This is a genomic window from Janthinobacterium sp. OK676, from assembly GCF_900103595.1.
In the GTDB taxonomy this organism is placed as follows: Bacteria; Pseudomonadota; Gammaproteobacteria; order Burkholderiales; family Burkholderiaceae_D; genus Janthinobacterium.
This window is the reverse complement of record NZ_FNHA01000003.1, coordinates 300780-327163: the sequence shown is the minus strand read 5'-3', so window position 1 is coordinate 327163 and position 26384 is coordinate 300780. Positions and strand designations below refer to the sequence as shown.

The window sequence follows — 26384 nt, the reverse complement described above, 5'->3', positions numbered from 1 at the left end:
AGCGCACTTCCTTCCACTCGTCATCTGGATCGCCATGTCAGCTGTTCTCAACTTCATCCGTCTGCAAGATTTGATCGCCCAAAATGCACTGCAAGGCAAGCGCGTGTTTATCCGCGCCGACCTGAACGTCCCGCAAGATGACAGTGGCAAGATCACCGAAGATACGCGCATCCGCGCTTCGGTGCCGGCCATCCGCGCCGCCCTCGACGCTGGCGCCGCCGTCATGGTGACGTCGCACCTGGGCCGTCCGACGGAAGGCGAGTTCAAGCCGGCCGACAGCCTGGCGCCCGTGGCGGCACGTTTGTCCGAGCTGCTGGGCCAAGAAGTTGCATTGAAACAAAATTGGGTCGACGGCGCCGGCCTGGAAAACCTGGCCGCCGGCCAGGTGGTCTTGCTGGAAAACGTGCGCGTGAACAAGGGCGAAAAGAAAAACAGCGATGAGCTGGCGCAAAAAATGGCCAAGCTGTGCGATATCTACGTCAATGACGCGTTCGGCACGGCCCACCGCGCCGAAGCGTCCACGCACGGCATCGCCAAGTTCGCGCCCGTCGCCTGCGCCGGCCCGCTGCTGGCCGCCGAACTCGATGCGCTGGGCAAAGCGCTGCACGCGCCCGCCCGTCCCTTGCTGGCTATCGTTGCCGGCTCGAAAGTGTCGAGCAAGCTGACCATCTTGAAAGCCCTGTCCGACAAGGTGGACAACCTGATCGTCGGCGGCGGCATCGCCAATACCTTCATGAAGGCCGTCGGCTTGAACGTCGGCAAGTCGCTGGTGGAAGCGGAACTGGTCGATGAAGCCAAGGCCATCATCGACATCATGGCCAAGCGCGGCGCGCAAGTGCCGATTCCCGTCGACGTCGTGTGCGCCAAGGAGTTTTCGCCAACGGCAGCCGCCACCGTCAAGGACGTGGCCGACGTGGCGGACGACGACATGATCCTCGATATCGGCCCGAAAACGGCGGCCCTGCTGGCGCAGCAGATCGCCGCCGCCGGCACCATCGTGTGGAACGGTCCGGTCGGCGTGTTCGAGTTCGACCAGTTCGGCAACGGCACCAAGACCCTGGCCCTGGCCATCGCCGACTCGAAAGCATTCTCGATCGCTGGCGGTGGCGACACCCTGGCGGCGATTGCCAAATACGACATTACCGATAAAATCAGCTATATCTCGACCGGTGGCGGCGCTTTCCTGGAGTTCCTGGAAGGCAAGACCTTGCCCGCAGTAGAGATTCTGATGCAACGCGCCGCTTGAGGCGCTGCCGTTAGCAGTTCAGTACCAAGCGCAGCCTGACCGCTGCGCTTTTACCTTGCCGGGCGGCACAGCCGCCAGGTCTTGCTCACCTTCGCTCGCGCACAAGGACTCCTATGCCACGCGGTACAAAAATCGTAGCAACAATCGGCCCCGCTTCCACTGACTTCGATATCCTGGTCAAAATGATACGTGCGGGCGTCGACGTGGTGCGCTTGAATTTTTCCCACGGCAAGGCGCAAGACCATATCGACCGCGCGGCACTGGTGCGCCTGGCGGCGGCCGAGTGCGGCCGCGAAGTGGCCATCATGGCCGACATGCAAGGTCCGAAGATTCGCGTCGGCAAGTTTGAAAACACGCGCATCCAGCTCGAAGCAGGCGAGCGCTTCATCCTCGACGCCAAGTGGGGCGAAAACGGCGAACTGGGCAACCAGGAGCGTGTCGGCCTCGACTACAAGGCCTTGCCGCGCGACTTGCACAAGGGCGACGTCTTGCTGCTGAATGACGGCCTGATCGTGCTGATCGTCGAGCGTATCCACGGCAGCGAAATCCACACGACCGTCAAGATCGGCGGCGAGTTGTCGAACAACAAGGGCATCAACCGCCAGGGTGGCGGCCTGTCCGCGCCCGCGCTGACGGCCAAGGATATGGAAGACATCAAGACGGCCATGAGTTTCCAGGCCGACTATCTGGCCATTTCCTTTCCGAAATGCGCGACCGACATGGAAATGGCGCGCCAGCTGGCCAATATCGCGGGCGAACCCTACCACCACAAGCCGATGATGATCGCCAAGATCGAGCGCGCGGAAGCCATTCCTGCCCTGCAGGAAATCCTCGACGCGTCCGACGGCATCATGGTGGCGCGTGGCGACCTGGCCGTGGAAGTGGGTAACGCGGCCGTGCCGGCCTTGCAGAAGCGCATGATCAAGATGGCGCGCGCGTCGAACAAATTAGCCATTACTGCCACGCAGATGATGGAGTCGATGATCGTCAACGCCGTGCCGACCCGCGCGGAAGTGTCGGACGTGGCGAACGCCGTGCTCGACGGCACGGACGCCGTCATGACGTCGGCCGAAACGGCCTCGGGCAAGTACCCGATCGAGACGGTGGAAATGATGGCCGCCATCTGCGTGGAAGCGGAACAGTCCGAATACAACAAGCTCGACGCCGATTTCCTCAACGTCACGTTTACCCGCATCGACCAGTCGATCGCGTATGGCGCCCTGTTCACGGCCCACCATTTGCGCGTGAAAGCCATCGTGGCGCTGACGGAATCCGGTTCCACCGCCTTGTGGATGAGCCGCCACAGTATCGACACGCCGATCTACGCGCTCACGCCCAGCGTGACGACTTTGCGCAAAGCGGCGCTGTACCGCAATGTTCGGGCGTATCATCTGATGCAGAACGCCCCCAGCGCGCAAGTGCTGAAGCAGGCGGAAGAGCTGCTGGTGGCGCAGGGCATCGTCCGCAAGGGCGACATGATCGTCGTCACCTGGGGTGAGCCGATGGGCCAGGTGGGCGGCACGAATGCCTTGAAGATTGTGACAGTGGGTGAATTTGAATAAGACCCAAGAATTCAGGCGCCGCCGCGGTCATTGACCGCGAAGCGCCGCAACGGTTTCTATTGTTATCTGGAGTATTACCATGTCTCTCGTATCCATGCGTCAACTGCTGGACCATGCCGCCGAAAACGGTTATGGCATTCCTGCTTTCAACGTCAACAACCTGGAGCAAGTGCAAGCCATCATGGCCGCCGCCGATGCGCTCAACAGCCCGGTGATCATGCAAGCGTCCGCTGGCGCGCGCAAGTACGCCGGTGAAGCGTTCCTGCGCCACCTGATCGACGCCGCCGTCGAAGCGTATCCGCACATCCCTGTCGTCATGCACCAGGATCACGGCCAGTCGCCGGCCGTCTGCATGGCCGCCATCCGCTCGGGTTTTACTTCCGTGATGATGGACGGTTCGCTGGAAGCGGACGGCAAGTCGGTTGCCTCCTACGAATACAACGTGGAAGTGTCGCGTGAAGTGGTGAAATTCTCGCACGCCATCGGCGTGACGGTGGAAGCGGAACTGGGCGTGCTCGGTTCGCTGGAAACCATGAAGGGGGACAAGGAAGACGGCCACGGCGCCGACGGCACCATGACGCGCGAACAACTGCTGACGGACGTGGCGCAAGCGGCCGACTTCGTGCAGCGCACCCAGTGCGACGCGCTGGCGATCGCCATCGGCACCTCGCACGGCGCCTACAAGTTCACGCGCAAGCCAACGGGCGACATCCTGGCCATCGACCGCATCAAGGAAATCCACGCGCGCATCCCGAACACCCACCTGGTGATGCACGGTTCCTCGTCGGTGCCGCAGGAATTGCTGGCCATCATCCGCGAATTCGGCGGCGACATGAAGGAAACCTACGGCGTGCCAGTCGAGGAAATCCAGGAAGGCATCCGTCACGGCGTGCGCAAGATCAACATCGATACCGACATCCGTTTGGCGATGACGGCCGCGATCCGCAAATACCTGTTTGAAAACCCGTCGAAATTCGACCCGCGCGACTACCTGAAGCCAGCCCGTCTTGCTGCAGAGCAAATCGTGCGCGCCCGCATGCAGGCATTCGGCTGCGAAGGCCAGGCGTCGAAAATCAAGGCCATGCCACTGGAAAAAATGGCCGAGCGTTACAAGGCCGGCGAGCTGGCGCAGATTGTGAAGTAAAATTCTGTCTGGAACGGGCAGCAGGCATCCGCAGACAGCGTATCCTTGTGCCCGATTTTCTCGACCGGCGGGCCCCCCCTGCCTGCCGGTTTCGTTTCATCCAACTATTCCCCCGCTATGAACAGCCTCTATCAGACTTCCATCCACTCCCTGCCATTGCTGGGCCACGGCAAGGTCCGCGACAATTACGCCGTTGGCGACGACAAGATTTTGATCGTCACCACGGACCGCCTGTCGGCCTTCGATGTCGTCATGAACGAGCCTATCCCCGGCAAGGGCAAGGTCCTCAACCAGATGAGCGACTTCTGGTTCGAGAAACTCGGCCATATTGTGCCGAACCACCTGACCGGCGTGGCGCCGGAATCCGTGGTGGCAGCTGATGAAGTGGAGCAGGTGCAAGGCCGCGCCGTCGTGGCCAAGCGCTTGAAGCCGATCATGGTCGAGGCAGTCGTGCGCGGCTACATCATCGGTTCGGGCTGGAAAGACTACCAGGACACGGGCAGCATCTGCGGCATCGCGTTGCCAGCCGGCCTGCAACAGGCGGAAAAACTGCCGGAACCGATCTTCACGCCGGCGGCCAAGGCCGAGCTGGGCGAGCATGACGAAAACATCAGCTTTGCTGAAATGGAAGAGCGCATCGGCGCCGACCTGGCCGCCAAGATGCGCGACGTCGCCATTCAACTCTACAAGACGGCCGCCGAATACGCGGCCACGCGCGGCATCATCATCGCCGACACCAAGTTTGAATTCGGCCTGGACGACAATGGCGTCATGCATTTGATGGATGAAGTGCTGACGGCCGACTCGTCGCGCTTCTGGCCCGCCGATTCGTATCAGCCTGGCATTTCGCCACCGTCGTTCGACAAGCAGTTCGTGCGCGACTACCTGGAAACGCTGACCTGGGGCAAGACCGCGCCAGCGCCTGCGCTGCCGGCCGACGTCATCGAAAAAACCCAGGCCAAGTATTTTGAAGCCATCGAACGCCTGACGGGCGAGAAGCTGAAGGCCTGAGATGAGTGAGCAGAACAAGCCGCTGGTTGGCGTCATCATGGGTTCGTCCTCGGACTGGGACGTGATGCAGAACGCGGTCGCCATGCTGAAACAGTTTGGCGTGCCGTACGAAGCGCAAGTCATCTCCGCGCACCGCATGCCCGACGAGATGTATGCGTACGCGAAAAGCGCACGCGCGCGCGGCTTGCGCGCCATCATCGCCGGCGCCGGCGGCGCGGCCCACCTGCCTGGCATGGTGGCAGCGATGACCATCGTGCCCGTGCTGGGCGTGCCCGTGCCGTCGAAATACTTGCGCGGCGAAGATTCCATGCTGTCCATCCTGCAAATGCCCAAGGGCGTGCCGGTGGCCACCTTCGCCATCGGCGAAGCGGGCGCGGCGAATGCGGCGCTGACAGCGGTGGCGATGCTGGCCGCCAACGATGACGCCCTGGCCGAGCGCCTGGAAGCGTTCCGCGCCACGCAAACGGCCGCCGCCAAGGCCATGGTCTTGCCTGAATAATGTGTTTGAAAAATAATGAATAGTAAATCGACTTCCCCATTGCTGCCCGCCGCCCATCCACCGGCGTGGCTGGGCGTGATGGGCGGCGGCCAGCTCGGCCGCATGTTTGCCCAGGCGGCCCAGAGCATGGGTTATCAAGTGGCCGTACTGGAACCATCCGATGCTTGCCCTGCGGGGCAGGTGGCGCAGCGCCTCGTCAATGCCGGCTACAGCGATGCGGCCGGTCTCGACGCCCTGGCCGCGCAATGCCTGGCCGTCACCACGGAATTCGAGAATGTGCCGGCCGACAGCCTGTCGCGCCTGGCCGAGCACGTGTTCGTGGCGCCGAACGCCCATGGCGTATCGGTGGCGCAGGACCGCATCGCGGAAAAGCGTTTCTTTGTCGCTTGCGCCTCGAAATCGGGCGTGCTGCCGGCGCCGCACATGGTGATCGCCACGCAGCTTGACATCGACGCCATAGCCGACGACTTGCTGCCGGGTATCCTGAAAACTGTGCGCATGGGCTATGACGGCAAGGGCCAGTTCCGCGTGCGCACGCGCGACGAGGTGCGCGCCGCGTTTGCGGAAATGGGCGAAGTAACTTGTCTGCTGGAAAAAATGCTGCCGCTGGCGTATGAAGTGTCGGTGCTGACGGCGCGCGGCGTGGATGGCGAATCGGTCGTCTATCCGATCGCCGAAAACGTGCACCGCGACGGCGTCCTGTTTACTACCACCGTGCCGGGCTCGAACGTGTCCGACGATTGCGCCGCCAAGGCGCAGCGGGCGGCGCAAGCGATGGTCGCCGAACTCGGCTATGTCGGCGTGTTGTGCATCGAATTTTTCGTGCTGGAAGATGGCAGCCTGGTAGTCAATGAAATGGCGCCGCGCCCGCACAACAGCGGCCACTACACGATGGATGCCTGCGTCACCAGCCAGTTCGCGCAGCAGGTGCGGGCCATGGCGCGCCTGCCGCTGGGCGACGTGCGCCAGCATTCGCCGGCCGTGATGCTCAACATCCTCGGCGACGCCTGGTTTGCCGGCGACAGCGATGTTGCCAGCGAACCGGCGTGGGACCAGGTGCTGGCGCTGCCGGGCGCCTGTCTGCACCTGTATGGCAAGGACGATCCGCGCCGTGGCCGCAAGATGGGCCACCTGACTTTCATCGCCGCGACCTTGCCGGAAGCGCAGCAGCGCTTGCGCGACGCTTGCCTGATCCTGGGAATCGCGCCGTGAGCGTGCCCGCACACGATCTGGCGGCGGCCGCCGCCGTGCTGGAAGCGGGCGGCCTCGTCGCTTTCCCGACGGAAACCGTGTATGGCCTGGGCGCCGACGCGGAAAACCCGGCCGCCGTGGCGCGCATCTATGAAGCCAAGGGCCGTCCCTCGGACCACCCGGTGATCGTGCACGTGGCGCCCGGCGCCGACCTGGCGCACTGGTCCGACGATATTCCTGTCGAGGCCGAACAACTGGTGGCCGCGTTCTGGCCCGGTCCGCTGACCCTGATCGTCAGGCGCGCCGCGCATATCCCCGACGCCGTGTCCGGCGGCCAGGATACGGTGGGCTTGCGCTGCCCGTCGCACCCGGTGGCTATCGAATTGCTACGCACGTTCAAGGGCGGCAAGGGCGGCCTGGCGGCACCGTCGGCAAACAAATTCGGCAACGTCAGCCCCACCACGGCGCAGCACGTGCGCGATGAATTCGCAGCCGAACTCGACAGCGGCCTGCTGGGTCTGGTGCTCGATGGCGGACAGAGCGACGTCGGCATCGAGTCGACCATCGTCGACCTGTCGCGCCTGGCCACGCACGGTCCCGTGCTCTTGCGTCCCGGCCATATCAGCAGCGCGCAGATCGCCGCCGTCATCGGCCGCGCACCGGCAGTGGCGGACGCGGCCGCGCCGCGCGCCTCGGGTACCCTGGAATCGCATTACGCGCCACATACGCCTGTTGCGATGCAGCACAGCGATGACGTGAGCGCCACCTTGAACCGTCTGCTCAACGACGGGCGCCGCGTGGCCCTGATCCATTACTCGGATCTGCCGCCTGCCAGCGCCAGCGTACGCCTGGCCGCCAATCCGGAAAACTACGCGCATGCGCTGTATGCCTCGCTGCGCACGATGGACCAGGTCGGCGCCGAGCTGATCCTCGTCGAAGCCCCGCCCACCGGCCCCGAATGGCTGGGCGTCAACGACCGTTTGCGGCGTGCCGCGTTCGGCTCAAGTGGTATCTTGCAGCAATTCCTGTCCGTCTGAAAAAAGCCCCGCAAGGGGCTTTTTATTGATGCAGCGCAATAGCAATGCTTGCCACGAAACATAGTAAATCCTCCATAATTCAGCAGATCGGCCGCTCGTGACAGGGCGCTGGCGATGTTGTTATTTCGTTGATTTTTAAAACATATTTTCTATACAAGCCCGAGGAACGATGGCATATTAGTTGGGTAGCGAATAGCACGCCCGTTCGTTTAGAAACCAGAAAAAAGACCGAGGAGACAAAATGCATCAAACAAAATTCGCGCTGGCCGTGCTGGCTGCGGCTGTCCTGGCAGGTTGCGGCGGCGCCAGTGGCGGTGATCAAGCCTTGAAAGTCAAATACACGGCGCAGGTGTCGTTCGGCGACAGCCTGTCCGATGTCGGTTCGTATGCGGTCGCCGGCGTGGCGGCGAGCGGTGGCGGCAAATTCACCATCAATGGCGACAATACCAAGATCAATCCTGAACTGACGGGCAAGAACTGGACCGAGCACCTGGCTGCGCAATTCGGCTTGCCGGCGCCATGCGCCGCCGAAACGGGCCTGGAAGGCAGCATACCGACCCTGCAAGCTCCCCGCGTCAAGCACGCCGGCTGCTTTGGCTACGCCATGGGCGGCTCGCGCGTCACCAACCCCGTCGGTCCGAACAACAAGTTGACCGGCAGCCAGCTGGGCGCCCTGACCGTGCCCGTGGTGACGCAGATTGCGAACCACCTGGCCGTTTCCGGCGGCAAGTTCAGCGGCACGGAAGCCGTTTTCGTGATGGCCGGCGGTAATGACGTACTGTTCCAGCTGGGCGCATTGCAGGCAGGCGCGACCGCTGCAGGGCAGGCTGCAGGCGCGGCCGCAGGCGCCCAGGCTTTCGCCACCAACCTGACTCTGGCCCTGGCCGCCGGCGCCCCCAATCCGACCACGGCAGCGGCCTCCATCGGCGCCGCCGTCAAAGCCGCCAGCGCCGCCCCTGGCGCCACATCGGCGACCATCGTCGGTGCCGCCGTGCAGGCTGCTGTTATTGCAGGCAATACCGCTGTTGGCTCGTCTGCCGTGTACGGCCCGCTGGTCGCCAAGGCGCAAGCCGATGCGACGGTGACCGGTAACGCTGCCGGCGCCAAGGCCGGCGCCGATTACGCTGCGGCCCAGGGACCGACACTGGTTGCCGCCATGGGACAGGCAGGCAAGGAACTGGTGGCGCTGGTCAAGGACCAGATCATCGCCAAGGGCGCCAACTATGTCATCGTCAACAATCTGCCTGACGTGGCCGGTACGCCATCGGGCCTGAGCAAGGATGCCAATACCAAGGCGCTCATCAATGCCATGGTCAGTGCCTTCAATGGCGAACTGAGCGGCGGCCTGAGCGGCAATGCCAAAGTCTTACTGGTCGACGTCTTTGCCGTCAGCCATGACCAGGGCACCAACCCTGGCCCGTATGGCTTGACCAACGTCAGCGAGACGGCGTGCGACTTGACGCCAGCGAAGAACTTCCTGGGCAGCTCGCTGGTCTGCAATGGCGCGAACCTGAAGGCGGGCGACGTCAGCCACTATTCGTATGCCGACGATGTGCACCCTACGCCGTTCAACAACCTGTTGCTGGCCCGTTACGTGGCCAAGGACATGGTCGTGCGGGGCTGGCTGTAAGGGATGGCCGCGCCGGCCGCGTCCCCGGGGCGTGGCCGGCGCTGGCAGCGACAAGACCGGATAGCCCGGCTATCCGCACATAATGATCAGGAGACAAGATGAAAAATCGTTTGAATACCGCTGTACGCGTGCTGGCCGCCGCCGCCGCGATGGCCGTGGCGACGGGCGCTTCGGCGCAAAGCGCAGGCACGTGGATGGTCAAGGCTGGCGTCAACAAGATCACGCCGCATGTGGACAGTGGCGACATTTCCGCGCCGGCACTGCCGGGCACGAAGGCCGACGTCAAGGCTGATACCAAGCCCATCCTGAGCTTTGCCTACATGATCACGGATAATGTTTCCGCTGAAATGATCCTGGGCGTGCCATACAAGCATGACCTGGTCGGCGATGGTGCCATCAAGGGCACGGGCAAGCTGGGCACGGCGGAAGTCTTGCCGCCGACGGCCTTCATCCAGTACCGTTTCTTCCAGCCCAATGCGATGATCCGCCCTTACGTGGGTGCGGGCCTGACGTATGCCTACTTCCAGAAGGAAAAAGGTTCGGGCCAGATGACGGCCTTGCTGGATCCGGGTGGATCGCCCGTCACCTACCGCCTGGACAACAAGCTGGCGGGCAGCTTGGTGCTCGGCAGCTCCGTGGCCTTCAATCAGCGCTGGTTTGCCGACGTGGCCGTGGTCAAGACCTTCCTGAAAACCAAGGCGAAATTCTCGACGGGGCAGACGCAGGACATCAAGCTCGATCCGCTCGCCGTGAGTGTCAGCATCGGGTATAACTTTACCCTGTAAAACAAAAAATCCGCCTCGGCGGATTTTTTTTGTCCCGCTCAGGCTGGCGGCGTATTGAACTTCCCATTGTGGAAGATCAAGGGCGGCTGCGCGGCAAACGCGCATTGTTCCACTTCGCCCACGAAAATGACGTGGTCGCCTTCGGGATAGCGGCTGCGGTTGTGGCATTCGAACCAGGCTGACGCGCCTTTCAAGATGGGCTGGCCCGTGCGCGACAGTTCGTATTCGACGTCATCGAAAGGATTCGGCGTGCGGCGTGAAAAGCGCGTCGCCAGTTCCGCCTGCTCGGCGCCCAGCACATTGATGACGTAGTGCGAGTTGCCGCTGAAGATGGGCATGCTGTTCGCCACGGAACCGAGGCTCCACAGCACCAGCGGCGGCGACAGCGAGACGGAATTGAAGGAACTGGCCGTCAAGCCGCGGAAACTGCCGTCGGCCAGGCGCGTCGTAATGACCGTCACGCCGGTGGCAAACTGCGACAATGCCTGACGAAAATGTGCCGTATCGAATTCTTGCGCTGGCGCGCGGGGAGAGCGTGTGTTCATGGGTGACCTGTCTATTTGCTGACATTATGCCAAAAATCGGCCGCGCCAGCGCAATCGTGGCCGGCACGCCCCTTATGTGCGGTGCAGCACGCGCCGTTTCAAGCGGCACTGCAGGCGATGGCGCTTTGCGCTACAGTGGTAATTGACACGCCGCAGTGGCGTTGCGGGAGGACATCATGCATCATCAGACGGAAGTGGCGGTACTGGGCGGTGGCTGTTTCTGGTGCCTGGCCGCCGTGTACGGGGAAGTGCGCGGCGTGACGCGCGTCGAGTCCGGCTACACGGGCGGCAGCGTGCCCGACCCCACGTATGAACAGGTGTGCACGGGCGAGACGGGCCATGCGGAAGTGGTGCGCCTGGAATTCGATCCGGCCGTCATCCCTTACCACGATTTGCTGGAAATCTTCTTTACCCTGCACGACCCGACCACCATGAACCGGCAGGGCAACGATGTCGGCACGCAATTTCGTTCCGTCATCCATTACCAGTCGGCCGAGCAGGAAAAGGTGGCGCGCAAGGTGCTCGCCGAGATGGCCGGCGTGTGGGATGCGCCCATCGTCACGCAGCTGGCGCCGGCATCAAGCTTTTATCCGGCCGAGGAGTATCAACAGCATTATGTCGAAGAGCATCCCTTGCAGGGCTATTGCGCCCTGGTCGTCGCGCCCAAGGTGGAAAAATTCCGCGCCATGTATGCGGAGCGCCTGAAGTAGCGCCCCGCGCACCCGTCAGCTTGCCAGCACGGGTGCCGGCCTCGCATCCTGCGCATACATGTAGTTGCGCGACCAGGGCAGGGAGGAAGAACGCCGGCCCGCCTTCACGCAGACGATCTGGTACAGGCTGATCAAATCTTGCTCGAAAGCATAGGCGCAGCCGGCCAGGTAGACGTGCCAGATGCGGAAGCGCCGTTCGCCCGCCAGCGGACGGATCTGCTCGGCATGGGCTTCGAAATTTTCCGTCCACAGGGCGCAGGTGCGCGCATAGTGGCGCCGCAGGTTTTCCACGTCCAGCACTTCCAGCCCCCCCTGCTGCATGGTTTTGAGTACGTTGCCGATGTGCGCCAGTTCGCCGTGCGGAAACACATATTTTTCGATGAATTCGCCGCCGCCATACGGCGTTTCGCCATTGTCAGGATCGGTCGAGGTGATGCCGTGGTTCATCGCCATGCCGTCCGGCGCCAGCAGCTTGTTGATGATGGAAAAGTACTCGGGCAAGTGTTTCAGGCCCACGTGCTCGAACATGCCCACGCTGGTGATGCGGTCGAACTGGCCCGTGACGTCGCGGTAGTCTTGCAGGCGGATGTCGATCAGGTGCGCCAGGCCGGCCGCCGCCACACGCTCGCGCGCCAGCGCGTACTGGTTTTCCGACAGGGTCACGCCCACGCAGCGGGCGCCATATTGCTGGGCGGCACGCATGACGAGCGCGCCCCAGCCGCAGCCGATGTCGAGCAGGGTCTGGCCCGGCTGCAACTGGATTTTCTTCAGGATATGGTCGATCTTCTTGACCTGTGCCTGCGCCAGGGTCTCATCGCCCTGTTCGAAATAGGCGCAGGAATACACGAGGGCGGGGTCGAGAAACTGTTCATAGAACGCGTTCGACACGTCGTAATGGTAGCGGATGGCTTCGGCATCCTTGCTCTTGTCGTGCGTAAAGCTGCGCACGATGCGGGCCAGCTTGCCTTCCGGCTTCAAGGTATTGCGCGCCAGGGCATTGCAGATGGCTATCATGTCCTGGGCCGTGCCCTTGACTTCGATATTGCCTTCCACATAGGCCGAGCCCAGGTTGGCCAGCGACGGGTTCAGCAAATAGCGGGCCGAGGCGACGGTGGGCAGGCGGATGGTGACTCTCGGCGTTTCGCTGGACAGGTCGACATGCTGGCCGTTCCATAATTCTATGCGGAGCGGCAAGGCGGTCTTGCTGCGGATGCTGGCGATCCAGGACTTGAGTTGGTTTTGTACAAACAAAATGGCCTCCAATGAAGCGGCCCCACCGGGGCCGCAAATTGAGAAACAATGTTATTTAGTAACTTCTACCTTCATAGCCTACACCTATATTGACCAGCTTGCTTTGCGCCGCCTTGTCTATGCTGCTTACGGTTGCAAGCGCTGCATGCTCCATTGCCCGTCAGCACCGCGCGTAAAGACGATGCGGTCGTGGAAGCGCGAACGGCGCCCCTGCCAGAATTCGATGCGTTCCGGCTGCAAGCGGTAGCCGCCCCAGTGGGCAGGGCGCGGCGGCGGGGCATCGCCGATGGCGGCGGCCACGGCCGCGTAATTGCTTTCCAGCGCGGCACGGTCGGCAATGGGCGCGCTTTGCTGCGAAGCAATCGCCGACAAGCGGCTTTGCACGGGGCGCACATTGAAATACTCATCGCTCTCGGCGGCCGTGGTTTTCACCACCGTGCCTTCGATGCGCACTTGCCGCTCCAGTTCGCCCCAGAAGAACAGCAGGGCCGCATGCGGGTTGTGCTCGAGCTGTTGGCCCTTGTCGCTGTGGTAATTCGTGTACCAGGTAAAGCCCCGCTCGTCGAATTGCTTGATCAGCACGATGCGCGAGCTGGGCTTGCCGTCGGGACTGACGGTCGCCAGGCTCATGGCGTTCGGCTCCATCACCTGCGCCTTGACGGCCTCGGCAAACCATTTCTGGAACTGGGCGATGGGATCGGCCAGCACGTCCGTCTCGCTCAGGCTCGATTGCACGTAATCGGTGCGCATGGCGGCCAGCGCGGCGGCCGCGTCCGGCACTTCGGGAGCCTCCGGCGCGATGCCGCGGCGGCGCTGCATGGCCGTGCCCAGCTGCTCCATCTGCTGCGCGCTGAACAGGCGCTTGGCCATGGGCGCCAGCTGGCCCTCTTCCTTGCTCATGTGGGCCTGGTAGGCGGCCACGTAATCGCGCACGCCATGGGCGGACAATTGGACAGCCGTGCCGGCCGCGATGGCGTCCAGTTCCGGGCGCAGGGTCAGCCAGGCCTGGTCCATGCGCTGGTGGTCGGCCAGGATTTCCGGCACCAGGGTCGCCAGCAGGGCGGCATCGTCGCCCGTGGCCGTCGCTTGCAGCATGGGCATCAAGTCCTGTTCCTCATCGTCATGGTGCAGATGGGCGGCTTTATTGAAATATTGCAACACCGCCTTGGCCGCCTGCTGCGCATCCGCCGTGTTGCCGTGCTGCGCCAGGTGCGCCAGCAGGTTTTGCAGGGTCGTCAACTGCTTGCGGATCTTGTCGTGACAATGCTTGAGCACGGCGATGGGCTGGTCAAAGCCGGGAACGGAGTCGAACAGGGGAGAGGTCATGGCGAGTTCTCGTGGTGGGCGGTGTGGGGGCGCGGCGACAAACGCTGCTTGTCGCTGTGTCAATTCGGCTATTTTAGAATATCTGCCAGCGCAGTGTCCGTTAAAATGGCGCCATGCATACCTCCACCAATGAACTAATTTCCATGGACTTGACCGAGATCGATTTTGAGCGGCGTTTCGGCGGCATTGCCCGCCTGTATGGCACGGCGGCACTGGAACGCTTCCGTGCCGCCCACGTGTGTGTGATCGGCGTGGGCGGCGTCGGTTCCTGGATCGTCGAAGCGCTTGCGCGTAGCGCCATCGGCCGCCTGACCCTGATCGACCTCGACAATGTTGCCGAATCGAACATCAACCGCCAGATCCAGGCCATGAGCGACACCATCGGCAAGGCCAAGATCACGGCCCTGGCCGAACGCATCGAACTGATCAACCCGTTTTGCCAGGTCACGCAGATCGAGGATTTTATTAGCCCCGATAACCTCGAGCAGTTGTTGGGCGGGCGCGATTTCGACTATCTGGTCGACGCGATCGACAATGCCAAGGCGAAAGCGGCCGTGATCGCGTATTGCCGCGCACGCAATCTGTCCATGCTGACCATCGGCAGCGCGGGCGGGCAGACGGACCCGACCCTGATCGCCGTGCGCGACCTGTCGAAAACGGAACAGGAACCGTTGCTCAAGCGCGTGCGAAAACTGTTGCGCACGGAATATGGTTTCCCCCGTGGCGTGAAAAACAAATTCAATGTCGACGCCGTGTTTTCCATGGAGCCGCTGAGTACGCCCGAGAGCGCGGAAGCGTGCGCCATCGATGGCGGCGCGCCCGCCGGCGTGACGGGCCTGAACTGTGCCGGTTTCGGTTCCAGCGTGGTGGTGACGGCCAGCTTCGGCATGGTGGCGGCCGCCCACGCGCTGAAAAGCTTGCGCCAGGACAAATTGGCCGAGGTGCCCGTGTCGATACCGGACGCCGCCTAGCTTAATTTCCTGCTGGCCAGGATGCGGTAGTCGCCGCTGCTCTTGAGCGATTCCACCAGCACCAGCTCGTCGGCCAGCCAGGCGATGGGCGCGAAGTCATCGATGGCCGGCGGCGGCGCCTGGCGCGCCAGGGTCACGTGTGGCGTAAAGCGGTCGTGTTCGAAGCGGGGCGCCAGCCCCTGTTCCGCCAGGCGCTGCATGCAGGCCGCGCGCAAGTCCAGCAGGGCGGGCGAAGGCTGCGCCAGGGCGGCCCAGGCCAGCGCCAGCTTTGTAAAGTGGCTGGCGTGATCGAACAGCAAGGGCATGGCGCGCGCCGGCAAGTGCGCCAGGATGTCGAGCAGGGCCGGCAGATCGCTGGCCGGGCGCTGGCCCAGGAAGGCCAGGGTCAGGTGCAGCTTGTCCGCGCGCACGGGTTTGCCTGGCAAGCGCGCCTGCCAGGCGGCCAGGGCCGCGCGCGTGGCCGCGTCGGGCCACAGCGCGTAAAACAGGCGGGGGCAGTGTGTATCGTGCGACAAGTTTTTCCTATCGTTGCGGCGGTTTGCTATCATTGGCGTTCCCTGCCATGTTAGGTGCAGGGATCTCACCGAAACTCACTGAAAGAATACATCATGACGCGTAGCTCCGTTTTGTTTGCCCTGATCTGCTCCGTCGCCGCATCGCTGGCGCAGGCACAGGCGCCAGCGCCTGTTCCCGCCTCGGCCGTCTCGCTGAGCCCCGGCCCTGTCGCCGATAAATTGATCCTGATCGACAACAAGGTCGGCACGGGCAAGGAAGCGTCCGTCGGCAGCAACGTCACCGTGCATTACACGGGCTGGCTGTATCGTCCGCTGGCGAAAGATTCGCGCGGCAAGAAGTTCGACAGCTCCGTGGGTCGTGGCCCGTTCGACTTCCCGCTCGGCAAGGGCATGGTCATCAAGGGCTGGGACCAGGGCGTGGCCGGCATGAAGGTGGGCGGCAAGCGCACCCTGATCATTCCAGGCGAACTGGCCTATGGTCCGCGCGGCGCCGGCAATGGCGACATTCCGCCGAACTCGGCACTGATCTTCGACGTGGAATTGCTGGACGTGAAGTAATTGTTCAGTTTGGCGGCGGCGCATGACCGCGCCGCCGCCATTTGCGCGCTGAAACGCGGTAGACTGGGTTCTTCTGTAATTGCTGTGGAGACCACACCCATGAACATCGCCAACGACGTCACCGAACTGATCGGCAACACCCCTCTGGTGCGCATCAACCGCATCGCTGCCGGCAGTGTGGCCACCATCCTGGCCAAACTCGAATTCTACAATCCCGCGCACAGCGTCAAGGACCGCATCGGCCTGGCCATGATCGTCGCCGCCGAAGCCGCAGGCAAGATCCATCCCGATACCGTCATCGTCGAACCGACGAGCGGCAACACGGGCATCGCGCTGGCCATGGTGTGCGCCGCGCGCGGCTACCGCTGCACCCTCGTCATGCCCGACACCATGAGCCGCGAGCGGCGCATCCTGCTGCGCGCCTATGGCGCCGAGCTGGTGCTCACGCCGGGCAGCGAAGGCATGCTGGGCGCCATCCGCAAGGCCGAGGAACTGGTGGCGGCCGACCCGCGCTACCTGATGCTGCAGCAATTCAATAACCCCGCCAATCCCGCCATCCACCGCGCCACGACGGCCGAGGAAATCTGGCGCGACACGGACGGCCAAGTCGATATCGTCATCGCCGGCGTAGGCACGGGCGGCACGATCACCGGCATCGGCGAAGTGCTGAAGGAGCGCAAGCCCGGCCTGCAAGTGATTGCCGTGGAACCGGAAGCGTCGCCGATGCTGTCGAAGGGCACCAAGGGGCCGCACCCGATCCAGGGCATCGGCGCCGGTTTCGTGCCGCAGATCTTGAATACGGCCATCTATGACGAAATCATTTGCGTCAAGAACGACGACGCCTTCGCCACGGCGCGCCTGGCCGCCAGCGACGAAGGCTTGTTGGTCGGCATCTCGTCGGGTGCCGCCCTGTGGGCCACCCTGCAAGTGGCGCGCCGTCCGGAAAACGCGGGCAAGACCATCGTCACCATCATTCCGTCGTTCGGCGAGCGCTACCTGAGTACCGCTTTGTACGCAGGGCTGGGCGACTGATTTGTAAACAGTAGGGACAGGTCTGTCCCTTCCGCCAGCGCCCGGTTGCCTGCGTCGCCCGGGTGCAGGTGGTCGCCCGAGTCGTAGGCGGGCAGCAGGCGCAACGGGTGCGCCGGATCGCGCGCCAATGCGTCGAAGTCGAGTACGGCGTCAAAAAGGCCGCTGGCGCGTATCCACGCGTTCAATTGCTGGCGCAGCGCATCTTTTTCCGGCTGATAATAGTCGCTCAGCGGTGTGCCGGGCAGGGCGCCTGCGAACGGCGTCAGGGTGGCGGCGATCACGCGCACGCCGCGGCTGCGGGCCTGGGCGACCAGCTGGGCGTAGCCAGCCGTCAACTCCTCCAATGTCGGCCGTTTTGACCGTGGCGCAAACGCCGTGCCGGGCCAGCTGATGTCATTGATCCCCAACAAGACGACCACCGTGCGCACGCCCGGCTGCGCCAGCACGTCGCGCTCGAAACGGGCCAGGGCATTGTCTCCCATGCCGTCGGACAACAACCGCGCACCGGAAATGCCCGCATTGATCACGGCCACGCCGTGCGGTGCCAAACGCCGGGCCAGGAAATCGGGCCAGCGCGTATCCATCCCCAGGCTGGCGCTGGCGCCATCGCTAATCGAGTCTCCCAGGATGGCCACAGTTTGCGCTCCCTGCGCCCCCGGTGCCGCCTCCACCTGAATCGCACTGAGCAAGACGCGCGCCGTCGTGGTCTGCACGCCGGGCGCGTCATCGATGCGCGCGGCCCGCGTCTGGTCCTGCGGGGCGATCCACGCCGTCTCGCGCCCATCCCAGTGGAACGTGGACACGGGACTGGCTTGCGGCAGGTGGATGCTGACCGTCAGGCGGGCCAGGTCTGGCACGGACAGCTCGACGGGGTCGCTGACGAGCGGCGCGCCCGGCGCCACGCTGGCCGAAGTCTGGCCGGAAAACGTGAGCGTGCGCAGGTTGCCCGCTTCGATGGCGGAACCAGACGCGGCCAGGGCCACGGTGGCCGCGCCGATGCGCAGCGGCGCCTTGCCGTACGCATTCGACAACACGATGCGCACGCGCGGGCCGCCCACGCTGATGCGCGCCACCTGGCGCACGGTGTGCCCCTGCAGCACGGCGGGCACATTGCTGGGGAACAGGAAATCGCGGCTCCACACGGCTTGCGGGCTGGCCGTCCAGCTGGCCAGCCAGGAGGGTGCGGGATCGGCCGCATGGGCGGCGGGAATGCTCAGCGCCAGGCTCAGCAGGATGGCGGGGAGGAGGGACAGTCGTTGCATGGCGGCTCGTTTCATCAAGGGGAATGTGCACATGATGAAAGCAAAGCCATTTATGCACTAGACTATCTCATCGAAGAACATTTATGAGTTGAATTCACAATGGCCAGACTGGAAGTGAACCGCTCCGGCGAGCTGGAAGTGTTCGTGCGCGTGGTCGAGCTCGGCGGCTTTTCCGCCGCCGCGCGCGCTTGCGGCATGACGCCGTCGGCCGTCAGCAAGCTCGTCTCGCGGCTGGAAGAGCGCCTGGGTGCGCGCCTGCTGAACCGCTCCACACGCCAGCTGCAACTGACGGCGGAAGGTTGCGGCCTGTACGAACGGGGGCAGCAGGTGCTGGCGGCGCTGGACGAGGCCGAGCGCTGCGCCGGCGTGCAGGATGTGCCGCGCGGCAAAATACGAGTCAATGCGAACGTGCCGTTCGGCCAGCATTTCTTGTTGCCGCTGGCGCCGTTGTTTCTCGAGCGCTATCCCGAGGTGACGCTCGACATCGTGCTCACGGATGAAGTCGTCGATATCCTCGAGCAGCGCACGGACGTGGCCGTGCGGGCGGGGCCATTGAAAAGTTCCAGCCTGCTGGCGCGCAAGCTGGGCCAGACGCGCATGGCCATCGTGGCGGCGCCAGGCTACCTGGCCCGGCGCGGCACGCCGTTGACGCCTGCCGAGCTGGCGTCGCACAATCTGCTCGACGCCAATTATGCGCGCGCCCGCTCGGGCTGGCCGCTGCGCCTGCCCGAGGGCGACGTCGTCGTGCCCGTCACGGGCAATGCACAGGCCAGCGATGGCGAAGCCTTGCGGCAGCTGGCGCTGGCGGGACTGGGACTGGCGCGCCTGGCCGCCTTCCAGGTGCGCGCCGATATCGCGGCCGGCCGTTTGCAGGCCGTGCTGGAAGAGTGCAATCCCGGCGACAGCGAGGAAGTGCATGCCGTGTTCGTGGGGCAAGGCGGGCATGTGCCGCTGCGCGTGCGCGTCTTTCTCGATTTCCTGGCGCAGCACGTCGACCTTGGCTAATGCGATAGGCTGCAGGCGGACACGGCCGCGCAGTACAATACCGGACGGGCCGCAATGGTTCGGCCCGTATTGTGCCTTTGAATGGAAATATGTTCCTGGTAAAACCTGAACGCCGTCGCCTGCCGCAGGTGGGCGCAACCGTGGCTGTCATCGCGCTGGGCCTGGCCTCGCGCGCCTTTCCCCAATTCGTCCCCGTCGCGCTCGGCAAGTATCCGGGCGACGCCCTGTGGGCCATGATGATCGTCTTTGCGCTGGGCGCCATCGCCACGCGCATGCGCACGTGGCAGCTGGTCTCGTGGTCCCTGCTGATCTGCTTTGCCGTGGAATTTGGCCAGCTATACCAGGCGCCGTGGATCGTCGCGTTGCGCGCCCATCCGCTGGGACACCTGGTGCTGGGCTCCGCCTTCGGCTGGGTCGACCTGATCGCCTACGCAGCGGGCGTGGCGATCGCGGCGCTGGTGGATAAAGCGGCGCTGTTCAAGCGCCGCTAAACCTGATCACTTCACGTTGCCTTCGGCATCGCGCACTTCCACGGGCGCCAGTTTCAGCTTCGACAATTGCGGAGCGATCTTCGCCTTGTCGCCCACGCCGATGACGATCAGCTTTTCCGGCTGCAGGTATTTCTTCGCCACCTGCTGCACCTGCTTGTCCGTCACGCTGGCAAAGCGCTGCGGCAAGGTCGTGTAGTAGTCGAGGCCCAGGCCGTAGATGTACGTGTTGGCCATGCTGGCGCTGATGCTGGCATTCGTCTCGAACTGGCCGGGCAAGGACAGCACTTGCGAGTTGCGCGCATTCGCCAATTCCTTGTTGCTCAAGGGTTTGGCGATCATGGCGCGGATTTCCCTGACGGTTTCCGACACGGCCGGGCCCGTCACATCGGTGCGCACGCTGGCGGCAATCGAAAACGGTCCAGGCTGCTTGCGGTACTGGAATTGCGAGCGCACGCCATACGTGTAGCCCTTTTCTTCGCGCAAGTTGGTGTTCAGACGGCTGGTAAACAAGCCGCCCAGCGCCGCGTTCATCACTTGCAGCGGCGCGTAATCGGGCGTGGCGCGCGGCACGGCGATGGTCGACAGGCGCAAGGCCGTTTGCGGCGCGCCCGGCTTGTCGACCAAAATCAGTTTCGCCTTCGTCGTCTGCGGTGCGGCGGCCACGGACGGCGCCACCGTGCCTGCCTTCCAGCTGCCGAACTTGGCTTCGGCCAGCGCCTTCAATTCCGCTTCGCCGATATCGCCCGAGACGATCAGCGCCGCATTGTTGGGCAGGTAATGCTGCTGCCAGAAACCTTGCAGGTCGGCGCGGCTGGCCGCTTTCAGCGCCGCTTCCGTGCCCAGCTGGATATAGCCATACGGATGCTGCGGGCCATACAGGGCCGCCGCCTCCACGCGGGCTGCCACGGCTCCCGCGTTTTCGCGCTGCTGCGCCAGTTCGCCGATGCGGCTGGCGCGCTGGCGCTCGACTTCTTCCTGCGGGAATTGCGGGTGCAGCACCACGTCGGCCAGCACGTCGAGCGCTTGCGGGAACGTGGCTTTGAGCGACGTCAGCTGGGCAAACGATGCATCCACGCCGGAGCCGGTATTGAGCAGGGCGCCCAGCTGCGCCACGTCGTCGGCGATTTGCGGCGCGCTGCGCGTGGCCGTGCCTTCCTGCAGCAATTGTGCCGTAAAGCTAGACAAGCCCGGCTGCGCCAGCGGATTGGCGCCCGAGCCGCTCTTGATGACCAGCTGGCTGGACACGAGCGGCACGGCCCCGTTGTAGTGGTGGATCACGGTCAGGCCGTTCGCCAGGGTGAACGATTTTCCTTGCGGTAAAACAATCTTCGGCGCGGGACCGGCCTTCGGCACGGTATTGCGCCATGGCTCGTCCGCATTGATGGCCGTGCCTGGCGCAGGCTTGACCTTGCCCGGCGCCGGCGTCGGTACTTCCGCGCCCAAGTCCGGCGTGCCGGGCACGCCGTAGACGACCACGCGCGACTGGTTTTTCAGGTACTGGTCGACGGCGCGCTGCACGCCGGCCGCCGTCACCTGGCGGTAGCGCGCGATATCCTTGGCCAGGTAGCCGGGGTCGCCCACGTACTGGTTGTATTCGTTGAGCAAGTTGGCCACGCCGTGGCCGCCCATTTTTTCCACCTGGCTCAGCATGCTCGTCTCGATGCTGTTGCGCGCGCGTTCCAGTTCCTTCTCGGTCGGGCCCTGGGCGCGCAGCTGTTCCAGTTCCGCCTGCAGGGCTTGCTCGATTTCCTCGGGCTTGCGGCCCGGGCGCGCCGTCGCGTCGATGGTGAAAATCGACGTGAGGGCGTTCGAGCCCTGGCTGGCGCCCACGTCCTGCGCGATCTGCTTGTCGTACACGAGGGATTTATATAAACGGCTGGACTTGCCGCCGGCCAGGATGTGCGCGGCCATCGACAGTTCCGCGTCATCTTTTGTGTAGGCGGACGGCGTCAGCCAGGCCATGAAGACGCGCGGCAATTCGACCCGGTCCTGCACCACGATGCGGCGCTCCTGCGTGATGGGCGGCGTCACGACATCGGGTTTCGGCACGGCCGGGCCGCTCTTGAAGCTGCCGAAGTATTTGTTGACCAGTTCCTTGGTCTTCGCCTTGTCGATATCGCCCGCGATCACGAGGCTGGCGTTGTTGGGGCCATAGTATTTGCTGAAGAATTCCTTGATGTCGGCCAGTTTCGCGTTCTGGATGTCCGCGTGCGAACCGATGACGCTGGCGTAATACGGGTGGGTCTTGGGAAACAGCTGGTGGTACAGCGCTTCCTGCACGATGCCGTACGGCGCATTTTCCACGCTCTGGCGGCGCTCGTTGCGCACCACGTCCTGCTGGTTCGTCAGCGCCGTCTGGTCGAGTACGTCCAGCAGATAGCCCATGCGGTCGGAATGCGTCCACAGCGCCAGTTCCAGCTGGTTCGACGGCACCGTGTCGAAATAATTGGTGCGGTCGAAATCCGTGCTGCCGTTCGAATCCGTGGCGCCCGCGCCTTCGAGCAACTGGTCGGCCATGCCGCGCGGCACGTGCTTGGTGGCGGCAAACATCATGTGCTCGAACAGATGCGCAAAGCCCGTCAGGCCCGGCGCTTCATTCGCGGGACCCACGTGGTACCAGATATTGACGGCCGTGACGGGCAATTTATGGTCTTCCACGAGAATGACGTCGAGGCCGTTCGGCAAGGTGTATTTTTCGTAGGCGATATTCGGCACGGACGTCGCACCCATGGGGGCAGTCGCGGCCGCATCGGCGGCATGGGCGAGGGTGAGCGGGGCGCCGTACAGCGACAGCAACAGGGCAGGGAGGGCCAGCAGTTTGATCGGTTTCATGCATGCTTCCAGGGATGGGTGGAGAAGACGCTACGGCTCGCTCGTGGCTGGCGCAGCGCGCTGGTGCTACGGTCCTTACTACGGTCGGTGCTACAGTTTATACAGCAGGGCCGCGCCGCCCAGTACCAGCAGCGCGCAGGCGACGGAGACGATGGCCGCCGCGCCCAGCAAGCGCCATTCGCGCGGCGTAAAGACCGGGGCGCGCCCGGGCGTTTCCTGCACCGGCTGGGACATGGCCGGCAAGCCGCCCGCCGCGCGCGCCTGCGCCGCCAGCGCCTGCGTGGCGGCGTCGAGCAGGGCCAGCTGGCGCTCGACGGTTTCCGCCAGCACGGCTTCGTTCAGCGCCACGAGGGCGAATATGGGGTCATCGACATCGACCTTGATGCCCGTCTTGTCGAACACGTGGCTGCGCAGTTTGTGCCGGTCCATCTACCACTGCACCTTGTCGAGCTGTTCGAAGATGTCGCGGTAGACGACCTTGATGCGCTGCTTTTCCATGATGTTGAACTTGTCGTTCTGCAGCACTTCCTGCATCGTCAGGCGCGCCGTGTTCATTTTCTTGACGTCCGCGCCAAAGGTGTCGGGATTGCGCTGGCTCAGGGTGATGCTGCCCTTGACGCGCGCGCGGTTGTCGCTGTACGACTGCGATTCGACGAATTGCTTGCCGGACGCCGATTGCAGCAGGCCGAAGTGTTCGTTTTGCCACAGCACCAGCGGCATCTTCGTCGATTGGGCCGTCGCGACAAAGCCCGTGGCCGTGTCGTGCAGGGTGTCGCCGCCGCCGACGATGGTGTGGATGTACACCTTGCGGCCCGATTCTTCCAGCAGCGAGAAACAGTCGTTTTCCAACAGATAGCCCATCAGCGGCGAAAACGTGTTGGCGCCATTGTCGATCACGCAGTTGCCGTCCGTTTCAAGGATGTCGATCATCAGCGCGTCGAAGCGTTTCGGGTCGATGTTGCGCGCATCCGTCATCACGGGCACGTGCTTGACCTGCATCGCCTTGTAGCGCGAAAAAGTCGCGTTTTCCTGGTCGGTGTCATAGCAGCGCAAAGGCGTGTCGTCCTTGCCGCCTATCCACTGGGCCAGCAGGGTAGAGACGAGGGTCTTGCCGATGCCGCCCTTGCCCTGCAGGATGAAATGTACCGTGTTTTGCATTGCGACTACTCCAAGTTGTTGCGTCAGTGACAATCAAAGATCCGTGACAGCGGCGACTGGCATTTTTACCACAATCCTTTGCAAATATGCCATGCGGAACAGCGAATCTGGTTATGATGTTAATCAGGATACCATTGATACAGAGCAAGTTTTGTGTGAAAAATCCACCCCAGAGTGTGAACGAGGACGCAGTGCCGATCTCCAGTCTCGATAAAGCCGACATTGACCGTCTGAATCAGCAAGCCCTGTCTTGCCTGGTCGGCAACCGCCGCCAGGCGCGCCGGCTGGCGCAGATGGCGCTGGCGGCGGCGCAACGGCAACAGTATGCGCGCGGCGGCGCGTATGCGGAACTCAATCATTGCTGGCTCGCGTATTACGCGGGCGAGGCCGAACCGTCGTGCGAGCGCCTGGGCGCGTATTTCCGGCACAGCGGCGACCTGGAGGGGGGCATGGAAGTGGCCGCCCTGCAGGGCGCGTATGCGAGCCGGCGCGGCGACTTTGCCGATGCCGAACAGCATTTTCTGCAGGCGCGCAGCCAGGCCGCGCAGATACCCGATTCGCTGCACAAGTTCATGCTGTACGCGCGCCTGGGCGTCGATGCCCTGAACCGTGGCGATACGCAGGACGGCCCGCGCAATTTCCTGCTGGCGCTCGACATCGCCGAACGTTTCGGCAGCCCCGCGCACCGGGTCAACAGCCTGTCGAACCTGGCGTCGTCGCAGCACGACCTGGGCAACGATGAAGACGCCATTCCCCTGCTGGTCGAAGCGCTCGAGATCATCGGCACGCAAAAGCTCAAATACCAGCAAACCATCGTCTCGGCCAACCTGGCCATGTGTTTATTGGCTACGGGCAAGCCGGCCGAGGCGCTGGCGCTGGTCGAACCGTTTTACGAGTGGCCGGAAGAAGACCTGGCCGTGCGCGCTTTTCTGTTCTGCATTGCCGCCCACGCGGCCATCCTGCTGCGCCAGCCCGACAGCGCCCTGCAATTGCTGTTGCGGGCCGAGGAGTACGCGCGCCGGGGCCAGGACCTGGAAGAGCAGATGCATGCGTGGCTGGTGCGCGGCAAGCTCGACCTGCACGCGGGCCAGACGGCGCAGGCGCTGGCGTCCCTGACGCAGGCGCACAGCCTGCTGAGCTGGACGCGCAATCCATTTCACCAGCAGCAGATCCTGCGGGGACTGGCCGACATCAACGCCCAGCTGGGCGAATGGCAGGCCGCATATGGTTTCCTGCAGCAATACCAGGCCGCCTACGAGGCCAGCAGCAAGTCGGCGCGCGCGTCGCGCAGCCTGATGCGCAACCTGGAAAAGGAAATGCACAGCCTGAAGGCCGAGCGCGACAAGGCGCTGGAACTGCAGGCCGCGCGCGAGACGGAAAACGCCAAGCTCGAGCACCTGAACCGCGAACTGGCGCACCAGATCCTGCACGTCAATTCCCTGCAGGACAGCCTGAAGGAACAGGCCATGCGCGACCACCTGACGGGCCTGTACAACCGCCGCCATTTTGAATCCTGCCTCAACGCCATCCTGCACGAAGCCGACGCGGATGCGCCCGTGGCCATCGCCATCATCGACCTGGATTTTTTCAAGCGCGTCAACGACACCTACGGACACAACTTTGGCGACGAAGTGCTGATCCAGTTCGCGCGCCTGGTGGAAGGCCAGCTGCGCGGCAGCGACATGGTGTGCCGCTATGGCGGCGAGGAATTCTGCCTGCTATTGCGCGAAGCCGACAGCCTCATCGCCGCGCACAAGATCGACGACATCGCCGCGCGCTACCGCCAGCTGCTGATCCAGCAGGCGCCGCACAGCTTGACGGGCTGCACCTTTTCGGCCGGCATCGCCGAATATCCGCGCCACGGCGCCGGCCGCCACGAATTGCTGATGCGCGCCGACAGCGCCCTGTACGCGGCCAAGCAGGCGGGCCGCGACCGCGCCTGCATCGCCGACGCTACTGGATAAAGCGCAGCAGTTCGCGCAGCGCATGCGCCACGGCCTGCTCGCGCACGGCCTGGCGGTCGCCGGCGAATACCAGCCGCTGCGTCTGCACGCGCCCGTCCATGGCCCAGCCGAAGCAGACGGTGCCGACGGGCTTGCCCGGCACGCCGCCCGTGGGACCGGCGATGCCTGTGGTCGAGACGGCCACCTGGGCTTCGCTGTGGGCCAGGGTGCCTTGCGCCATGGCGGCGGCCACTTCCTCGCTGACGGCGCCGTGTGCGGCGATCAGTTCGGCGGGCACGCCCAGCATGCCGCTCTTGGCCCCGTTGGAATACGTGACGAAGCCCCGCTCGAACCAGGCGCTCGAGCCCGGGATATCGGTGACGGCCTGCGCCACGCCGCCGCCCGTGCACGATTCGGCCGTGGCCAGCAGCAGGCCCTTCGACTGCAAGGCCTGGCCGAGGGCGGTGGAGAGGGGGACGAGTTCCTTGCTCATGATGACTCCTGCATGCGGTGAAAATGGTGGCAAGACTGTAGCATGGGCCACGGTAAAAGAAACTTTCCCCGGTACCAGCGAAAATGCGTACACTCTTTTATGCATTTGTTACCACTCGAGGCCGGCAGGCGGGCTGCCGCCGCGCCATCCTGGTACGCATCGCCCGAACAGGCAAGCGGCATGGTGC

At 63.9% G+C, this 26384-nt stretch carries 25 protein-coding genes; 16 read left to right on the top strand and 9 right to left on the bottom strand.

The features are described 5' to 3' along the window. Nucleotides 1-34 precede the first annotated feature (34 nt). The 9 genes from BLU39_RS08315 to BLU39_RS08275 all read left to right on the top strand — a co-directional run bounded on the left by BLU39_RS08315 (nt 35) and on the right by BLU39_RS08275 (nt 10105). Nucleotides 35-1246 (top strand): phosphoglycerate kinase, encoded by a 1212-nt coding sequence (locus BLU39_RS08315; RefSeq protein WP_092711817.1) that lies wholly within the window; start codon nt 35-37, stop codon nt 1244-1246. A gap of 113 nt (nt 1247-1359) precedes the next feature. After that, nucleotides 1360-2808 (top strand): pyruvate kinase, encoded by a 1449-nt coding sequence (pyk, locus tag BLU39_RS08310; RefSeq protein ID WP_034780607.1) that lies wholly within the window; start codon nt 1360-1362, stop codon nt 2806-2808. Nucleotides 2809-2887: 79 nt separating this feature from the next. Next, nucleotides 2888-3952 (top strand): class II fructose-bisphosphate aldolase, encoded by a 1065-nt coding sequence (fba, locus tag BLU39_RS08305; RefSeq protein ID WP_092711814.1) that lies wholly within the window; start codon nt 2888-2890, stop codon nt 3950-3952. A 117-nt stretch (nt 3953-4069) separates the two neighbouring features. Further along, nucleotides 4070-4963: a phosphoribosylaminoimidazolesuccinocarboxamide synthase gene (locus BLU39_RS08300; RefSeq protein ID WP_035822489.1), complete on the top strand. Its 894-nt coding sequence runs from the start codon at nt 4070-4072 to the stop codon at nt 4961-4963. A gap of 1 nt (nt 4964) precedes the next feature. Beyond that, nucleotides 4965-5462, top strand: coding sequence for a 5-(carboxyamino)imidazole ribonucleotide mutase (purE, locus tag BLU39_RS08295; RefSeq protein WP_092711811.1), 498 nt, complete (start codon nt 4965-4967; stop codon nt 5460-5462). A 15-nt stretch (nt 5463-5477) separates the two neighbouring features. Further along, nucleotides 5478-6674, top strand: a complete 1197-nt coding sequence (locus BLU39_RS08290) for a 5-(carboxyamino)imidazole ribonucleotide synthase (protein ID WP_092711809.1) — start codon at nt 5478-5480, stop codon at nt 6672-6674. Then, nucleotides 6671-7690, top strand: a complete 1020-nt coding sequence (locus BLU39_RS08285) for an L-threonylcarbamoyladenylate synthase (protein WP_092711807.1) — start codon at nt 6671-6673, stop codon at nt 7688-7690. Before BLU39_RS08290 ends, BLU39_RS08285 begins: the two co-directional genes overlap by 4 nt. 241 nt (nt 7691-7931) lie before the next feature. After that, nucleotides 7932-9320, top strand: a complete 1389-nt coding sequence (locus BLU39_RS08280) for an SGNH/GDSL hydrolase family protein (protein WP_092711805.1) — start codon at nt 7932-7934, stop codon at nt 9318-9320. 98 nt (nt 9321-9418) lie between these two features. Beyond that, nucleotides 9419-10105 (top strand): OmpW/AlkL family protein, encoded by a 687-nt coding sequence (locus BLU39_RS08275; protein ID WP_175539240.1) that lies wholly within the window; start codon nt 9419-9421, stop codon nt 10103-10105. Between the two features lie 38 nt (nt 10106-10143). On the opposite strand, the gene BLU39_RS08270 is transcribed toward BLU39_RS08275, so the two are convergent. Continuing rightward, the gene (locus BLU39_RS08270; RefSeq protein ID WP_034746143.1) at nt 10144-10650 is read right to left on the bottom strand and encodes a flavin reductase family protein; all 507 of its coding nucleotides are present in this window, start codon (nt 10648-10650) and stop codon (nt 10144-10146) included. 176 nt (nt 10651-10826) lie between these two features. Between BLU39_RS08270 and msrA the strand changes: the two genes are divergently transcribed. Next, nucleotides 10827-11360 carry a peptide-methionine (S)-S-oxide reductase MsrA gene (msrA, locus tag BLU39_RS08265; RefSeq protein WP_092711803.1) on the top strand — a complete coding sequence of 178 codons (534 nt, stop codon included), beginning with the start codon at nt 10827-10829 and terminating at the stop codon, nt 11358-11360. A gap of 15 nt (nt 11361-11375) precedes the next feature. Here the strand turns inward: msrA and BLU39_RS08260 are convergent, their stop codons facing one another. Both BLU39_RS08260 and pdxH read right to left on the bottom strand, forming a co-directional pair. Then, complete coding sequence (locus BLU39_RS08260) at nt 11376-12611, bottom strand: SAM-dependent methyltransferase (protein ID WP_092711801.1); 1236 nt, start codon at nt 12609-12611, stop codon at nt 11376-11378. Nucleotides 12612-12737: 126 nt separating this feature from the next. Beyond that, the gene (gene pdxH / locus BLU39_RS08255; protein ID WP_092711799.1) at nt 12738-13937 is read right to left on the bottom strand and encodes a pyridoxamine 5'-phosphate oxidase; all 1200 of its coding nucleotides are present in this window, start codon (nt 13935-13937) and stop codon (nt 12738-12740) included. A 113-nt stretch (nt 13938-14050) separates the two neighbouring features. On the opposite strand from pdxH, the gene BLU39_RS08250 reads away from it, so the two are divergent. Next, nucleotides 14051-14908 (top strand): tRNA threonylcarbamoyladenosine dehydratase, encoded by an 858-nt coding sequence (locus BLU39_RS08250; protein WP_254788924.1) that lies wholly within the window; start codon nt 14051-14053, stop codon nt 14906-14908. On the opposite strand, the gene thpR is transcribed toward BLU39_RS08250, so the two are convergent. Beyond that, entirely contained in the window at nt 14905-15423 is a 519-nt protein-coding gene (gene thpR / locus BLU39_RS08245; RefSeq protein ID WP_175539239.1) for an RNA 2',3'-cyclic phosphodiesterase, read from the bottom strand. The genes BLU39_RS08250 and thpR overlap by 4 nt on opposite strands. 93 nt (nt 15424-15516) lie before the next feature. On the opposite strand from thpR, the gene BLU39_RS08240 reads away from it, so the two are divergent. Beyond that, nucleotides 15517-15981: an FKBP-type peptidyl-prolyl cis-trans isomerase gene (locus tag BLU39_RS08240; protein ID WP_034746152.1), complete on the top strand. Its 465-nt coding sequence runs from the start codon at nt 15517-15519 to the stop codon at nt 15979-15981. Between the two features lie 99 nt (nt 15982-16080). Next, complete coding sequence (cysK, locus tag BLU39_RS08235) at nt 16081-17013, top strand: cysteine synthase A (protein ID WP_092711793.1); 933 nt, start codon at nt 16081-16083, stop codon at nt 17011-17013. On the opposite strand, the gene BLU39_RS08230 is transcribed toward cysK, so the two are convergent. After that, nucleotides 16974-18275, bottom strand: a complete 1302-nt coding sequence (locus BLU39_RS08230) for an SGNH/GDSL hydrolase family protein (RefSeq protein WP_217635059.1) — start codon at nt 18273-18275, stop codon at nt 16974-16976. The genes cysK and BLU39_RS08230 overlap by 40 nt on opposite strands. 99 nt (nt 18276-18374) lie before the next feature. Between BLU39_RS08230 and BLU39_RS08225 the strand changes: the two genes are divergently transcribed. After that, entirely contained in the window at nt 18375-19280 is a 906-nt protein-coding gene (locus BLU39_RS08225; protein ID WP_092711791.1) for a LysR family transcriptional regulator, read from the top strand. An 89-nt stretch (nt 19281-19369) separates the two neighbouring features. Further along, nucleotides 19370-19771 carry a ribosomal maturation YjgA family protein gene (locus BLU39_RS08220; protein WP_092711789.1) on the top strand — a complete coding sequence of 134 codons (402 nt, stop codon included), beginning with the start codon at nt 19370-19372 and terminating at the stop codon, nt 19769-19771. Between the two features lie 6 nt (nt 19772-19777). On the opposite strand, the gene BLU39_RS08215 is transcribed toward BLU39_RS08220, so the two are convergent. The 3 genes from BLU39_RS08215 to BLU39_RS08205 all read right to left on the bottom strand — a co-directional run bounded on the left by BLU39_RS08215 (nt 19778) and on the right by BLU39_RS08205 (nt 23761). Continuing rightward, nucleotides 19778-22603, bottom strand: a complete 2826-nt coding sequence (locus tag BLU39_RS08215; protein WP_092711787.1) for a M16 family metallopeptidase — start codon at nt 22601-22603, stop codon at nt 19778-19780. Nucleotides 22604-22693: 90 nt separating this feature from the next. Continuing rightward, nucleotides 22694-23032 (bottom strand): hypothetical protein, encoded by a 339-nt coding sequence (locus tag BLU39_RS08210; protein WP_092711785.1) that lies wholly within the window; start codon nt 23030-23032, stop codon nt 22694-22696. After that, nucleotides 23033-23761, bottom strand: a complete 729-nt coding sequence (locus BLU39_RS08205) for a P-loop NTPase family protein (RefSeq protein ID WP_092711783.1) — start codon at nt 23759-23761, stop codon at nt 23033-23035. 191 nt (nt 23762-23952) lie between these two features. Between BLU39_RS08205 and BLU39_RS08200 the strand changes: the two genes are divergently transcribed. Further along, nucleotides 23953-25725: a GGDEF domain-containing protein gene (locus BLU39_RS08200; RefSeq protein ID WP_254788923.1), complete on the top strand. Its 1773-nt coding sequence runs from the start codon at nt 23953-23955 to the stop codon at nt 25723-25725. Here the strand turns inward: BLU39_RS08200 and BLU39_RS08195 are convergent. Continuing rightward, nucleotides 25715-26197, bottom strand: a complete 483-nt coding sequence (locus BLU39_RS08195; protein ID WP_092711781.1) for a CinA family protein — start codon at nt 26195-26197, stop codon at nt 25715-25717. The genes BLU39_RS08200 and BLU39_RS08195 overlap by 11 nt on opposite strands. Nucleotides 26198-26384 lie beyond the last annotated feature (187 nt).

What these genes read in the sequence shown, in the direction of transcription:
- BLU39_RS08315 (WP_092711817.1), top strand. Translation starts at nt 35, where the DNA reads ATGTCAGCTGTTCTCAACTTCATCCGTCTGCAAGATTTGATCGCCCAA.
- pyk (WP_034780607.1), top strand. Translation starts at nt 1,360, where the DNA reads ATGCCACGCGGTACAAAAATCGTAGCAACAATCGGCCCCGCTTCCACT.
- fba (WP_092711814.1), top strand. Translation starts at nt 2,888, where the DNA reads ATGTCTCTCGTATCCATGCGTCAACTGCTGGACCATGCCGCCGAAAAC.
- BLU39_RS08300 (WP_035822489.1), top strand. Translation starts at nt 4,070, where the DNA reads ATGAACAGCCTCTATCAGACTTCCATCCACTCCCTGCCATTGCTGGGC.
- purE (WP_092711811.1), top strand. Translation starts at nt 4,965, where the DNA reads ATGAGTGAGCAGAACAAGCCGCTGGTTGGCGTCATCATGGGTTCGTCC.
- BLU39_RS08290 (WP_092711809.1), top strand. Translation starts at nt 5,478, where the DNA reads ATGAATAGTAAATCGACTTCCCCATTGCTGCCCGCCGCCCATCCACCG.
- BLU39_RS08280 (WP_092711805.1), top strand. Translation starts at nt 7,932, where the DNA reads ATGCATCAAACAAAATTCGCGCTGGCCGTGCTGGCTGCGGCTGTCCTG.
- BLU39_RS08275 (WP_175539240.1), top strand. Translation starts at nt 9,419, where the DNA reads ATGAAAAATCGTTTGAATACCGCTGTACGCGTGCTGGCCGCCGCCGCC.
- BLU39_RS08270 (WP_034746143.1), bottom strand. Translation starts at nt 10,650, where the DNA reads ATGAACACACGCTCTCCCCGCGCGCCAGCGCAAGAATTCGATACGGCA.
- msrA (WP_092711803.1), top strand. Translation starts at nt 10,827, where the DNA reads ATGCATCATCAGACGGAAGTGGCGGTACTGGGCGGTGGCTGTTTCTGG.
- pdxH (WP_092711799.1), bottom strand. Translation starts at nt 13,937, where the DNA reads ATGACCTCTCCCCTGTTCGACTCCGTTCCCGGCTTTGACCAGCCCATC.
- BLU39_RS08250 (WP_254788924.1), top strand. Translation starts at nt 14,051, where the DNA reads ATGCATACCTCCACCAATGAACTAATTTCCATGGACTTGACCGAGATC.
- BLU39_RS08240 (WP_034746152.1), top strand. Translation starts at nt 15,517, where the DNA reads ATGACGCGTAGCTCCGTTTTGTTTGCCCTGATCTGCTCCGTCGCCGCA.
- cysK (WP_092711793.1), top strand. Translation starts at nt 16,081, where the DNA reads ATGAACATCGCCAACGACGTCACCGAACTGATCGGCAACACCCCTCTG.
- BLU39_RS08230 (WP_217635059.1), bottom strand. Translation starts at nt 18,275, where the DNA reads ATGCAACGACTGTCCCTCCTCCCCGCCATCCTGCTGAGCCTGGCGCTG.
- BLU39_RS08225 (WP_092711791.1), top strand. Translation starts at nt 18,375, where the DNA reads ATGGCCAGACTGGAAGTGAACCGCTCCGGCGAGCTGGAAGTGTTCGTG.
- BLU39_RS08220 (WP_092711789.1), top strand. Translation starts at nt 19,370, where the DNA reads ATGTTCCTGGTAAAACCTGAACGCCGTCGCCTGCCGCAGGTGGGCGCA.
- BLU39_RS08215 (WP_092711787.1), bottom strand. Translation starts at nt 22,603, where the DNA reads ATGAAACCGATCAAACTGCTGGCCCTCCCTGCCCTGTTGCTGTCGCTG.
- BLU39_RS08210 (WP_092711785.1), bottom strand. Translation starts at nt 23,032, where the DNA reads ATGGACCGGCACAAACTGCGCAGCCACGTGTTCGACAAGACGGGCATC.
- BLU39_RS08205 (WP_092711783.1), bottom strand. Translation starts at nt 23,761, where the DNA reads ATGCAAAACACGGTACATTTCATCCTGCAGGGCAAGGGCGGCATCGGC.
- BLU39_RS08195 (WP_092711781.1), bottom strand. Translation starts at nt 26,197, where the DNA reads ATGAGCAAGGAACTCGTCCCCCTCTCCACCGCCCTCGGCCAGGCCTTG.